At 53.5% G+C, this 13,785-nt stretch carries 8 protein-coding genes; 6 read left to right on the top strand and 2 right to left on the bottom strand.

Going from position 1 to position 13,785, the window contains the following annotated elements:
• Positions 1–206 precede the first annotated feature (206 nt).
• Positions 207–2,159 carry an AraC family transcriptional regulator gene (locus DQG23_RS31940; protein ID WP_113035095.1) on the top strand — a complete coding sequence of 651 codons (1,953 nt, stop codon included), beginning with the start codon at positions 207–209 and terminating at the stop codon, positions 2,157–2,159.
• Positions 2,160–2,356: 197 nt separating this feature from the next.
• Here DQG23_RS31940 and DQG23_RS31935 read toward each other — a convergent pair whose 3' ends face one another.
• Together DQG23_RS31935 and DQG23_RS31930 are read right to left on the bottom strand one after the other, a co-directional pair.
• The gene (locus DQG23_RS31935; RefSeq protein ID WP_113035094.1) at positions 2,357–3,235 is read right to left on the bottom strand and encodes a carbohydrate ABC transporter permease; all 879 of its coding nucleotides are present in this window, start codon (positions 3,233–3,235) and stop codon (positions 2,357–2,359) included.
• Positions 3,236–3,425: 190 nt separating this feature from the next.
• Positions 3,426–4,385 carry an ABC transporter permease gene (locus tag DQG23_RS31930; RefSeq protein WP_113035093.1) on the bottom strand — a complete coding sequence of 320 codons (960 nt, stop codon included), beginning with the start codon at positions 4,383–4,385 and terminating at the stop codon, positions 3,426–3,428.
• Positions 4,386–4,603: 218 nt separating this feature from the next.
• On the opposite strand from DQG23_RS31930, the gene DQG23_RS31925 reads away from it, so the two are divergent.
• The 5 genes from DQG23_RS31925 to DQG23_RS31905 all read left to right on the top strand — a co-directional run bounded on the left by DQG23_RS31925 (position 4,604) and on the right by DQG23_RS31905 (position 13,536).
• Entirely contained in the window at positions 4,604–6,301 is a 1,698-nt protein-coding gene (locus DQG23_RS31925; protein WP_113035092.1) for a type 2 periplasmic-binding domain-containing protein, read from the top strand.
• 83 nt (positions 6,302–6,384) lie between these two features.
• The gene (locus tag DQG23_RS31920) at positions 6,385–8,118 is read left to right on the top strand and encodes a sensor histidine kinase (RefSeq protein WP_113035091.1); all 1,734 of its coding nucleotides are present in this window, start codon (positions 6,385–6,387) and stop codon (positions 8,116–8,118) included.
• A complete protein-coding gene (locus DQG23_RS31915; protein WP_113035090.1) occupies positions 8,111–9,970 on the top strand; it encodes a response regulator in 1,860 nt (619 codons plus the stop codon). The genes DQG23_RS31920 and DQG23_RS31915 overlap by 8 nt, the downstream gene beginning before the upstream one ends.
• A 114-nt stretch (positions 9,971–10,084) precedes the next feature.
• Positions 10,085–11,593, top strand: coding sequence for a GH39 family glycosyl hydrolase (locus tag DQG23_RS31910; protein WP_113035089.1), 1,509 nt, complete (start codon positions 10,085–10,087; stop codon positions 11,591–11,593).
• A 692-nt stretch (positions 11,594–12,285) separates the two neighbouring features.
• Positions 12,286–13,536, top strand: coding sequence for an MFS transporter (locus DQG23_RS31905; protein ID WP_113035152.1), 1,251 nt, complete (start codon positions 12,286–12,288; stop codon positions 13,534–13,536).
• Positions 13,537–13,785: the final 249 nt, after the last annotated feature.

Raw genomic sequence — 13,785 nt, 5'->3', positions numbered from 1 at the left:
GTTCCATAGGGCTAAAGGATTTCGTCAAACGACCATTTGTCGTAGAAACCTAAACCCGCTAAACTGGGAGTAACGGATAAGTCGAGGATGAAAAGTTGAGGTTGAAATCGAGACTACAAGTAATCGACGAATGATTTGAAAAGCGACAAGCGCTAGGGGAAAGCTGTTTGCCATGCAGCCTGACTTTAAAAGGGAAAGGGACCCTCATGAACTGGAATGAGCAGATTTTGCTGTGGAATCAAGCAGCCGTCAGAGTAATGGATATCCGGCATCGGGTGTTGACCGGAGGGGAAAAGGTCGATGCTTACGTGCTTCCGGCCAGCGTTTTTCTTTTTGCTTCGCGAGGCAAGCCCTGCGTAAATCTTGCGGGGGAACCGCCGCATATGATGTGTTGCTATCACGTACTGCACGGCGGCAAAGGAAGCCAACTGGAAATCGTGCCGGCAGCCGAAGGATTTTCTTATTATCTCATTTACTACAAGGGGCTCTTTCCGTTTCCGCTCGGACATACGCTTCAGCAGCTCGCAGAAGACGTTCAGCCGTTTCAAACAACGTACCATATGGTGCCTAAAGAGCCATTTTCCTTATATGACAGCATCCGCAGGATGGACGGGCTGTGGCGGCAGGGGAAGGGACCGGACCCATTGGAGGTCAAGTCGCTGTTCTATAAATTTGTACATGAGGTTTTGAGACAACAGTCGGCGAGCGGGGAGGATAACAACAGTCCCGATTTAGCGGCGTCGATCATAAATTATTTCCATGAGCATTATGCGGAACCGATTGCCTTGGAGGATTTGGCGAAATTGCTGAATTGCAGCGTCAGCTACATGTCCCGGGTATTCAAGCTGCAGGTCGGGACGAGCCCGAATGATTATTTAATCCAAGTGCGCATGGCCCAGGCAAAGGATCGTTTAGTGTCGTCGGAGTGGAGCCTGCAGAAAATCGCCCTTTCGGTAGGATATTCGGATGTGTATTATTTCAGCAGACTGTTCAAAAAGCAAACCGGCCTCTCTCCCGTACAATTTCGCAAAAAAGCGGTTCAACATAATCCATCAAAAAGTTCGACATTTTCCATTGTTCAGGATAGCTTCTCTCCCTATACTGAGAATGAAAATCATTATTACGAAAAAGGAGAGATTGAAGCAGCAATGTATCGAGGTGAAAAAACGCCTGTAGCCGTAGTCATGCTGTTGTGCCTGACTTTGCTTCTCAGCGCATGCCAAGCAGGCGGCAATCAGGTAAACCCAACAAATAACCCGTCATCTTCTCAATCACCAGCAACTCAAACTGGAGCGGACTCGCCGGACGGCAACAAGGCTGAGACGAGAACGTTCAAACATCTGCACGGAGAGACCGTTATTCCGAAACAGCCAAAGCGGATCGTTACGGCTTTTCATTTGGGCCAGCTGATGGCGCTTGGAGTAAAGCCGCTTGGCTCCTCCACCTATATTTTGCAAAATCCGGTGCTCGATACAAAGGGCATGGAGGATTTGGGCGTGCCGCTGAATTTGGAGAAAATCACCCAGCTTGAGCCCGATTTGATTATTCTAATCGATGCTTACGTTGAAATGAGCGGGGGCTATGAGGCTTTTTCCAAAATCGCGCCTACTATCGTCATAGAACCTTACTATGATCCAGTGAAGGATATCGCGCTGATGGGCGATATTTTGGGAAAAGAAGAGGAAGCGGCGGCATGGACGGAAGCGTTCAAGAAAAAGGTTGCCGAAGCCAAGCGGCAAGTCAATGAAGTCATCGCTCCCGACGAAACGTTTACGATCATGAGCTTCTTTGAGAAATCGCCCCGGGTATATCGGGATGAGAATATGGGCGGCAATATTTTGTACAAGTACTTGGGGTTGAAGCCGCAGCAAAAAGTGTTGAGCGACTTGATCAATAGCGGGCAGAAGCCTCCGTATTCGGAAGTGTCGGCCGAGGTCGTACCCGAGTTTGCAGGCGATAACCTCTTCGTTGCTGTGAATGAGGGGAACAAGGCAGCGTTTGAAAGCTTCAAGAGTACAGGTTTATGGAGTAATCTGGCGGCTGTAAAAAACAATAAGGTGCACACGATTGATTACGATTTGTTTTTGCAAAGCGACCCGATTGCGGTGACAAAGCAAATCGAAATACTGACGAATATGCTGACCGAAAAAAGCAAGTAAGAGCATCAAAGCCAAACTGGGCTGATCCGATATTCGAATAACAGATAGGACGAAGACGCTGAATAAATCAGCGTCTTTTTGTCAAATCGAGACATTTTTCAGCGACTTTCGGACAAACAAGAGACCATTCAATTACTGTCGAGCATTCAGCCGAGTTAGACGGATGCTGCCCTAAGCGCTGTGTACAACGAACTTTGCTACTCCTTCACCGCCCCGAGCACGATCCCCTTCACGAAGTACTTCTGCAGGAACGGGTACACCATCAGAATCGGCAGGGCGCCGATGAATACTTGCGCCGCTTTCACTGTACGATTGGACATGTTTTCCGCGTCGTAGCCGCTCATCGATACTTTCATCGTGTCGAGCTGGACAAGAATCGTCTGCAGGAACGTTGCCAGCGGATAATCGTGAATGTCCCCGATATAAATAAGCGCGTCGAACCAGGAATTCCAGTGGAACACCATCATGAACAGCGATAAGGTCGCGACGGAAGGCAGCGAAACCGGCAAATAAATGAGCGTCAATATCTTCAGCTGACTCGCTCCGTCGATGACGGCGGCTTCTTCGAGTTCTTTCGGCACGGAGCGGAAGAAGCTCATCATGAGTACGAGCAGCCAAATGTTCACGGCGACCGGCAAAATGAGCGACCAGATCGAATTCAGCAGGCCGAGCTTCTGGATGACGATATAGGAAGGGACGAGTCCCCCATTAAACAGCAGCGTTATGATGAAATACCACGAGTAGACCGAGCGCGATTTGAACACGCTGTTGTCTTTGGATAGCGGGTAGGCGGCCAGAAAAATGACGGCCATGCCGATGCCGGTCCCCAGTATCGTTCGTACGGCGGATATCCACAGCGAGTGAAGGAAGTTCGGGTTGTTGAGCGTTTTCCGATAGGCATCAAGTGTAAAATCGACCGGCCATAGTCCGACCATGTAAGCGTTCGCCGGCCCTTTGCCGCTGAAGGAAACGGCGAGCGTATGAATCATCGGCAGCAGGCAGGCGACGGCGACCAGCGCCAGCACGAAATAATTGAAGACGTTAAACGTCCGGTAGGCGGTTGTTTTGTAGTACATCGTTGCAGGTCTCCTTTAAGAAGTCTGGTGAATAACCGGCGAAGGCGCGTCATGATGCTGTAGAAACGGCACCGTTCACCTTAGAATAATCGGCCGCCGAAGCGATTTTTTTGAAATATAAGACTTTAATGGTTTCACATAACGGTAAACGCGCCGCCAAAAGACGGCTAATCCGTTTATCCTTGCCGTATTAGAACACTCTGTAATTGGCGATTTTGTAGGCGAGCCGGTATACGGCGACGACAAGCACGCAGCTGATGACCGACTTGAACAGTCCGACCGCGGTGGCGAAGCTCATTTTGCCGTCCAAAATGCCGACGCGGTACACGAAAGTATCGATGATATCGCCGGTTTTATATACCATCGGATTGTACAGGTTGAAGATTTGATCGAATCCGGCGTTCAAAATATTGCTCAGCGACAAAACGGCGCAGACGACGGTAATCGGGACTAGCGACGGGAGCGTAATGTGCAGCGTCATTTTCCAGCGGCCTGCTCCGTCCACTTCGGCGGCTTCATACAGCGAGGGGTTGATCCCCGCCAGCGAAGCCAGAAACAGAATCGTGCTGAAGCCGAATTCCTTCCACACCTCGCTTACGACCAGCGTGAACCGGAACCAGCTGTTGTCACCCAGGAAGAAGATCGGCTCCAGCCCGAACCATGATACGAGCAGACGATTCACCAGCCCTCCTTCCGGAGAAAGCAGGTCGACCAGGATCGAGCCGAGAATGACCCATGAAAGGAAATGAGGCAAGTAAACCATCGTTTGCACCGCTCGTTTGAACGCCATTTTGCGGATTTCGTTCAACAGAAGGGCGAAAACGATCGGTACGGCGAGGCCGAATATGATTTTCTGGAAGGCGATAATGAGCGTGTTCCAAATCACTTGGACGCTGTCGTCCCGTTCGAATAGCAGCCTAAAGTGATCGAACCCGACCCAGGGCGATTGGAATGGAGCGTGCCACGGCTTGAAGTCCTGGAAGGCGATGACCAGTCCGGTAATCGGCAAGTAGGAGAACAGAAATGCCAGGATGACTGCCGGCAGCAGCATGAGATGGAAGGGAAGCGTTCTGGGCGAAAGCAAAGGCCTTCTCCGCCGAACGGTTGCTCCCGAAGCGGGTGCGCGGTCAGGCTCTGTAGAAACTTTCATAGTTGTTGATCCCTCTCTTCGTATTCGTTTACAATCAAGTGTATCACTGCGTCCGGAGCGGCTATATATCGTTCTCTTAGTCGCGAATATCATTCTGTTAGTTGGCCGGCCCCGCACTAACATTGTGCTATGTCCGCTTAAGATCGTCTTATTTGAATCCTCGTTTGCAGCTTTTACAATTTAGGTGGAAACGGACATCTAACCTGGGGGATGAAACAATGAACAGTCGGAAAAACGTCAAGCTGCTGCTGCTTTTGACTTTGGTTGCGGCGCAGGCTGCAGGCTGCACGAACGGATCGGGGAGCGGGGAGCCGGGGCAAACGAAGGAGGGGACGGAGCAATCCCCGAATGCGGGAAACGCTCCCGTACCGAAGGACGGCAAATACGATCCGCCGGTTACGATTACGACCGTCAGGGGCATGCCTGCGCCTGCAACCTATAAGAACGGCGAGTCGGCCGACGACAACGTCCACTACCGCTGGGCCAAGGAGAAGCTGGGGATCGAGATCAAAAACCTGTGGTCGGTTGTGGATACGAACAATGCCTACGATACGAAGCTGAAGCTTGCCCTTTCCTCCAACGAATCTTTGCCCGACGTGCTGATCGCCAGCGGCGAAACCGCCCAGCTGCTAATGGAGTCCGGCAAGTTTCAGGATGCCGGCGAGCTGTTCGACAAATATGCCGGCGAGGCGTGGAAGAAGGCGATGGCCGAAAGCCCGACGGCTTGGTACGAATTTACCCGCGACGGCAAGCGGATGGGCATTCCGGTGCTCGAATACGAGTACAATTTCGATCCGCTGCTGTGGATACGGGAGGATTGGATGACCAAGCTCGGACTCCAGGCACCGAAGACACTTGACGACTACGAGCGCATGCTGGACGCGTTCACGAACGGCGATCCCGACGGCAACAACAAGAAGGATACGTACGGCGCGGTAGCGGGCTTCAAAAATTCCTATGCCGATCCGTACAGCTTTTCGTCGCTCGTATTCGGCGCTTACGGGGCGATGCCGGATATGTGGCTGAAGCAGTCCGACGGTTCGCTCGCGTACGGGTCGGTGCAGCCGCAGATCAAGCCGGCGCTGGCAAAGCTCAAGGACTGGGTCGGCAAGGGTTATCTTCCGAAGGAAGCGTCGATCTGGGATTCCGACAAGGCAGGGGCGTTCATGGCTGCAGGCCGCACCGGTTCCGTCGGCGGTCCTTACTGGGCGGACGTGTGGCCGATCGGCACCGATCTGCAGAAGAACACGCCGGGCGCGCAGCTCGTCACTTACGAAGCGCCTGCCGGCCCGGACGGCAAGCGGATGATCCCGGGCAAGCAAAATTACATCGGCGCGATCTTCATCAACAAAAACATGAAGCATCCGGAAACCTTTTTCACGTACGGCAATTATCTGTATGACAACATCTCCGATCCGAAGCCCGGCGGCGAATGGGAGAACGGATGGGCCAAGGGGTACGATTGGGATATAGTGGACGGTCAGCCGACTTACGATTTCAACAAGATACCGGGCGGCGGGGTCCGCGTCTTTTTCTACAGCCTGCTGTATCACGGGCCGCGCATTCCATCGCAAAATTTGCAGGCGCTGAACAACGTGGCGGTCAACGGGAAGGCGCAAACGCCGTATGAGAAAATATGGTCGGGCTTCGCCACTCCGCTGGAGATGAAGGCGGCCGTCAGCGTGTGGAGCCAGCGCCAGTCCCAGGTCAAAAATCTGTTCACCGGCGGCAATACGCCTACGATGAAGGAAAAGTGGGATTACTTGCGTAAAATCGAGCTGGAAACGTACAGCAAAATCGTGTTCGGCAACGATCCGGTCGATGCGTTCGACGCCTTCGTTGAACAATGGAAAGCACAGGGCGGTGAGAAAATTACGAAGGAAGTCAACGAATGGTATAAGTCGGTTTCCAAATAACGGAATAGCAAGGCGGGCAACGCTTCCGGGCGGGGTCCGTCTTCTGCGTTTTTCAAATATGCGAGACAGGTGTGGTGGCGTGTATGTATCGGCGGTTGACCATTTTTACGAAAGTTGTCGTGCTGGTGTTGGGGCTGCTTATTCCGGTAATCGGGCTGTATGCGTACTCCAATCAGCAGTCGGTTAACGTGATTAAGGACGAGATCAAGCAGATGAATTTCAACAAGCTGGTCTTCCTGCTGCATCAGATGGATGCGCAAATCCAGCAGCTGTCTACGAATTCGCTGACGATGGTTAACGATCCTGCGGTTCGGGAGCTGAATTTTACGGAGGAGTCCGGCGACTTTTACGAGCGAAAAAAGCTTCTGGCGATGGTCCAGGATCATATCAACCTGCAGGCTACAATGAGCGGATGGGTGTCGAAAATTACCGTCTGGTCCAAGCAAGCCCGCGCCGTCGTCTCTACCGACCCGCGAACGGTTTTGTACGACGACGCGATGTTTGCCGACCAGCTGACCAAGGGCTGGCGGTTTAAGCAGGAAAAGGAAGGAAACGCTTTCGTCTGGTTTTCGGTTTTGCCGTTATCGGCTTACGAACAGCCATCCGAGGCCCGTATGATCGTGCGAATCAGTTTCTCGACGGCTTATTTGCAAAACATGCTCGACGGCTACAAGGCGAACGGGAACGGCAATCCGTTTCTGTACCATCCCGAGCTCGGCGTCGTGGCCAATCGGACGGCAGATGTGGACGATATCGGGCAATTGAGCAGCTTTTTGTCGCAGCATCCTCCGCAGCCCGCCATGGAAGATCAGACCGTCGTGCTGAACGGCAAGCAGTATATGGTCAGCTCGATTCAATCGCAGAGCCTGGGCTGGCATTTGATCGATTTCGTTCCGATGGACACTGTGCTTGCCCCGATTACTAAGAGCCGCAATCTTTTTTATATATCCACGCTTGTGCTGCTCTGCGTAAGCGTTTTGGCTTCGTTCGTGCTTTACCGGAATGTCCAGGTGCCGATCCGCAAACTGATCCGGAATGTGCAGCGCATCAGACAAGGCGATTATTCGACGCGGATCAAGGGGGACGGAGGCAGCGAATTTTCTTATTTATTCCAGGTGTTTAACGAGATGTCGCAGGAAATCGAGCAGCTGGTCGGCAAAGTTTACGTCGAGCAGCTTCGCTCCAAAGAAGCGATGCTAAAGCAGCTGCAGTCGCAGATCAACCCGCATTTTCTGTACAATTGCCTGTTCTATATCAAAAGCATGGCTCGGCTCGGCGACGAGGAGGCTGTCGTGGCGATGTCGCTGAATCTCGGCGAATATTTCCGCTATACGACCCGGCTCGGAAAGCAAACGGCGACGCTGCAGGAGGAGGTGAACATGCTGAACCATTATTTGACGATCCAGAAGCTGCGGCTCGGCCGGCTTGATTACCGGATCGACATTTCCGACGGGATGCAGCAGCTCGAGCTCCCCCGTCTCATTATCCAGCCGATCGTGGAAAATGCTCTGGTGCACGGCATCGAGCCGTCCGAGAGCGCCCGGATGCTGCGTGTTATGGGCGAAAGCGGAGCCGACGAATACCGGATTGTCGTAGAGGACGATGGAATCGGTATGGAAGGGGGAGCGATGGCCAAACTGGAGCAGCATGTCATGTACAGCAGCAGCGAAAGCGAATCGGGCTGCGGCCTATGGAACGTCAATCAGCGGCTCAAGCTCATGTTCGGCAAGCAATCGGGTTTAAGGCTCTCCGTGAGCGATCTCGGCGGCTTGAAGGTGACCGTAACGATACGAAAGGAGGAGGCGGACGATGTATAAAGTCATGATTGTGGACGACGAACATTTCGTGGTGGACAGCCTGACCGGCACGCTTCCATGGAGCGAGCTGGGCATCGGGGAGGTGTTCGGCGCATATTCCGCCAGAGAGGCGCTGCAGATCATCGAGCAGCATCACGTCGATATCGTCTTGACCGATATCCGGATGCCGGGCATGGACGGTATTCAACTGATCGAGCGCATTCGCGGCCTGTCGAGCAATACGGAATGCGTGCTGCTCACCGGTTATGAGGATTTCTCCTATGCCAAGGAGGCGATCCGGCACCAGGTCGCCGACTATTTGCTGAAGCCGGTCAGCGACGAAACGATTATCGCGGCGATTCGCAGCATTATCGGCAAGCTGAACGACAAGTGGGAGCAGATCAGCTCCTATCAACGGGCCGTCTCGACGTTGAACGAGCAGCTGCCGGCTTTGCAGGCCGATCTTCTTCGCGACTTGCTGGACGGCCGCAAATTCGGAGCCAAGCAGCTCGAGGATAAGCTGCGCGTGCTGCGCCTGCCGTTCGGTTCGAACGATACCGTTGCGCTAATGCTGATTCGTTTGGAAGGCGAGTTCGCCTCCGAAGACTACAAAGACCGGTGGCTGATCGAATATGCCGTCATCAATATGGCGCGGGAAATTATGGCGCATGACTTTCATCTGTGGTCGTGCCGCGATGCGCATGATTATTTGGTTGTAGCGGTGGCCCCGCGGGCGGCGGAAGGCGCTAGGCAAGAGATGACGGACATAGGAAGGGACGAGCAGATAGGGCGGATAGAGAAGACTGAGCAGATCGTGCAGGCAGGGAAGGCCGAGCAGATCGAGCAGGCGGATAGGGGATGGAGGGCAGGAGGAGGAGGAGCGCAGAACGGTCAGGCGGAGCGGGTCTGGAGGGCAGGAGGAGAAGCGCAGAACGGTCAGGCGGAGCGGGTTTGGAGGACGGAAGGAGGAACGCAGAACGGTCACGCCGAGCTGCTGGATCGGCTGGAGCGCGGGGCGTGTCTGCTGCAGGAGAACGTCGCCACGTTTCTGAAAGGGAACGTCTCGGTCGTCGTCGGCGGGCAAAGGGAATTCCCGGCCGGCCTGCCGAAGCTTCATGCGGAAGTGCTGGCGCTTATCCGGACGCAGATCGGCAGCAACCAAGGCTTTTTCATGACGGCCCGCAGCGTGCCGGAGCGGGGCAGCATCGATGCGCTGTCCGCCTTGCACAAGTCGCCGTCGCTGCTGCATCTGTTCGAGGCGGGATATTGGGAGGAAATCCGGCTTAAGCTGGACGGCGTCTTCACGGAGCTGGAGCGGCTCGGCGGCCGCGGGCAGGCGACGCACGAATACGCCGTCGAGGTGTATCACGCCGTCTCCGCCGCGTTATATCATTATGCTCACTCGAACGGAAGATCGATCGCCGAGCTGTTGAAGGACGTAAAGCTCTACTTGCCGGAAGACTCGCTCTCGGTTCAACGTCTGCGGGAATGGGCGACGGCCGTTTGCGACGCGCTGTACCAGACGGCCAGTAAAGAAATGAGCAGCTCCCGGTCGGCAGTGGTCCATATCGTCAAGGATTACATCCTCAGCCGGCTAAGCGAGGACGTGTCGCTGCAGACGCTGGCGGATCACGTCGGGTGGCATCCTGTGCATCTGTCGAAAGTGTTCAAGCTGGAAACCGGAGAGATGCTGAGCGATTACCTGCTGCGCATCCGGATGGAACGGGCGGTGCAGCTGCTGAAGGGCAGCGAGCTGAAAATATTCGAAATCGCGGCTAACGTCGGATATTTGACGACATCCTATTTTATTAAAGTATTCAAGAAATACTACGGGATCACGCCGCAGGAGTACCGTACCGCGGGGGAAGGCTAACAGAACGACATGTGCGCTTAAGGATGTAATATGGACTCCGATACCCGCATCTTTTACGATGGGGATAAGGCCGCGGACGATCGCAAGGAGTCAGTTACATAGGAGGAGAGCTGCATGCTGCAGGAGATCAAAATTAATTTGAATCAAAGGTGCGGTACGATTAAGGCGCTGCATGGAGTCAACAACGGTCCCGTTTGCTACGGCGAACTGATCGACGTTTCCCATCATTACGAGGAGGCGGGCATTCCGCTCGTACGCCTGCATGACCCGAATTGGCCATACCCGCGCGAGGTCGATATTAGCGCCGTGTTCCCGGACTTCTCGCGCGATCCCGAGGATCCGGCGAGCTACGACTTCTCCCGTACGGATACGTATATCCGCTCCGTGCTGGATACGGGGGCGAAGATCGTATACCGGTTAGGCCAGAGCATCGAGCATACGCAGATCAAGTACTATGTTCATCCTCCGCAAGATTACGATAAATGGGCGCGCATTTGCCTCGGTATCGTCCGTCACTACAACGAGGGCTGGGCCGACGGCTTTCATTACAACATCGAATACTGGGAAATATGGAACGAGCCGGACAACGGGGATGCCGGCGTGATGTGGTCGGGCACGGCCGAGCAGTACTACGAGCTGTACCGCGCTGCGGCGACGGCGATCAAGGCGAGGTTTCCGGAGCTGAAGATAGGCGGCTTTGCGGTAAGTCAGCTGGAGAGCGAATTTTTGCCGGGATTTCTCGCCTACTGCCGCAAGCATGAGCTGCCGCTCGATTTCTTCTCTTGGCATACGTATACGGTCGAGGTGGAAGTATTGACGGCCAATGCGGCGTTGATGCACGGGCGGCTTGTCGAATATGGTTACGGAGACGTGGAAGTTCACTTGAACGAGTGGAATTACGCCGACTTGAGCGACTGGAAAAAGAAGCTGTGGTCCAAGGATAGCGGCAAGGCGAGACGCGATATGTTCGAAAAGGCGAAAGGAGTCGAAGGAGCCTCCTTCTGCGCAGCCGGACTCATCGCCCTGCAGGACGCCCGGGTAGACGCGGCCAATTACTACGACGGCCAGCCAAGCGCATTGTTCTGTGGCTTATTCGATTATTACGGCGTCCCGCAGAAAACGTTCTACGCCTTCGCCGCTTTTAACGAGCTGGTGAAGCACCCGCATCGGGTGGCGGTTACGGTCGGAGGCGGGATTGGTACGTTTATCGTGGGCGACACGGCGTCGGTTAAAGCCGACGCACACACAGCCGGAGCAGATGCGGTGGTGAACGAGGCCGGTGCATTCACAGCCGAAACCGGTGCGGTGGCGGACGAGGGCGGTGCATACGCAAACGGAGCAGATGCGGTCGCGGCTCAAGGCGTCTATGCATGCGCAGGTACGGACGATAGCGGGCAACTGGCTGTGCTCATTAGCAATCCCAAAGGGGAGCTCGCGTCGTGCAAGGTCATTCTAGACGGAGTTGCAGCGGGTTCTACGCCGCCGTGCACGCTCTCCAGAGTCGATTCCGACCATGAGCTGCAAACGTCGGAGTCTGTGGCCGTGAGCTTTGACAACAACGGCGCAGGAATGCTGGATGTGGAGATACCGGGATACGGCGTCGTTTTGATTCGGATCGGATAACGAAACAAAAGGTTATCTCGATCAACATTGAGACTGTGATCGTTACAACTAAAAAACCGAGGCCGGTTTTTCGCTGATCTCGGTTTTTCTTTTGAAGAGTTAATCGGTTTGTTTGAGTGTCTGAAAAAAAAGGGGGAGCTGCTGAATGTCGGAATACTTCGAGAAACCAGCTGGTATGGAGCCCCTTTGTACGTTGTAGTACGAAATTGCCGACTTGGAGTAAGGAATCGAGGCTTCTTTTTGCTGTAATCCGAATTTGCCTGCTTGGAGATTGGATTCACCGGTGCGAGGAGCCAAAAAGCCGCTGCAAGTGGGCATTTTCGGACTGCAAGCGAGAAAATGAATAAGAACTCGATTCCAATTTGGCAAAATCGGACTGCAGCACACGGGTTTGGAAAAGGAAAAAACAAATGAACGAAATATGATTTCAACAGCGGTTGAAATCCCATTGCTCTTCCTTTCCCCATACGAAAAAGCATTTAACGGGCAAATTAGAAGCGTTCAATAACATACTGTGGCTGCCGGTCATCTCAGAAGGCAGCCTTTTTGCTGCCGCAAAAATGAATGTTTTATCAGTCTCGGGACGGAGCTAACTTTCATTCCGGTGAACGTTTTAGGAAATTGGCGCATCCGGTAAAATTTATGAAGTATACACAGGAAAATCGGAAAAGGAAAGGGAACGGGTGAGATTCATGACGGCCAATCAATCTGCTTCGGCATCTTCGCTGCTAAGCAACCGGTTCGTGCAAGCGATTTTGATGTCCACGTTGTTTTTGCAAATCGGCATTTGGGTGCGAAATATCGCCATCCTGTTCTACGTCAAAGAAATGACGAATAACGACGCGTTCGCCGTTTCGCTCATCTCCGTCGCGGAGTTCGCGCCGATCTTCATCTTTTCGTTTATCGGAGGGACGTTCGCAGACCGCTGGCGGCCGAAAAAGACGATGGTGTGGTGTGATTTATTAAGTGCGGTTTCCATCCTCGTAGTGCTTTTTGCAATGGCGAACGGTACGTGGAAAGCGGTATTTTTCGCGACGTTAGCTTCGGCCATCTTATCTCAATTTTCACAGCCCGCCGGCATGAAGCTGTTCAAGCTGCATGTGCCCGAGCATTTGGTGCAGAAGGGCATGTCGGTTTATCAAACGTTGTTCGCGGTATTTATGATTTTCGGACCGGTTGTCGGCACGTTCGTGTATCAGAGCTACGGCATCGAGACGGCAATCGGCGTCATGGGCGTCGCTTTTCTATTGTCGGCTGCTTCGCTGGCTTTCCTGCCGCGTGATCGTCAAGAAGCAGAGGAGAAACAAAAGTCGCAGGTATTGGAGGACATTAAGGCGGGGTTCCGCTACGTATGGTCCAGCACGATACTCCGTAAGCTTGGCGGCGGCTTCATAGCTGCAGGGCTTGGCCTCGGTCTTATTCAGCCGATGGGCATCTTCCTCATTACGGAGCGGCTTGGGAAGCCGGAGGATTATTTGCAGTGGTTCCTATTGGTCAACGGTATAGCGATGATTATCGGCGGCGTGCTGGCGATGAGTCTATCAAGCAAAGTATCGCCGCAGAAGCTTCTGGCTTTCGGCATGGTAGTCGACAGCTTGACGATGATGGGTATGGGGTTCTCGTCGAATTACTGGTTCACGCTAGGTCTCCAGTTCGTAAGCGGTTTTGTCCTGCCGTGCATTCAGATCGGGATCAATACGATGATTTTGCAAAATACGAAGGAGTCGTTCATCGGCCGGGTAAACGGCATTCTGAATCCGTTGTTCATGGGCTCGATGGTTGTTACGATGATGCTGTCCGGCGCCATCAAAAACGCGATTTCGCTCGTTCCGTTGTACGTAATCGCAGGTTTATTCTTCCTTGTGGGTGCAGCGGTTCTGGTTCCGCTGTTTAAATTGAAAAGCGGTATTCAAGCAGAACCGAAAAGTGCGGTGGGCAGTTAGCGATCAGATGAGTGCAACTCCCTCCATAAGCGGTTGACCGTGTCTTGAGGGGACTGATCAGCATGGTGAAAGCATGCAGATAGCTGAAACACAATAAACCGATCGATACTGTTAAACCGCTGTTGAACGGGCTGCCATCGGCAGCCTGTTCGTCGTTCCCATTTTAGCTGAACGGAACTTGTGAACCGGTTATGATTGCATTAAGATAGTGAACATTAGGACTAGCAATGGATTTCATCATGGAACTAC

Origin of the sequence: Paenibacillus contaminans, assembly GCF_003285015.1 — a bacterium.
Classification (GTDB): Bacteria; Bacillota; Bacilli; order Paenibacillales; family NBRC-103111; genus Paenibacillus_V; species Paenibacillus_V contaminans.
This window is presented reverse-complemented; position numbering and strand designations above follow the sequence as displayed.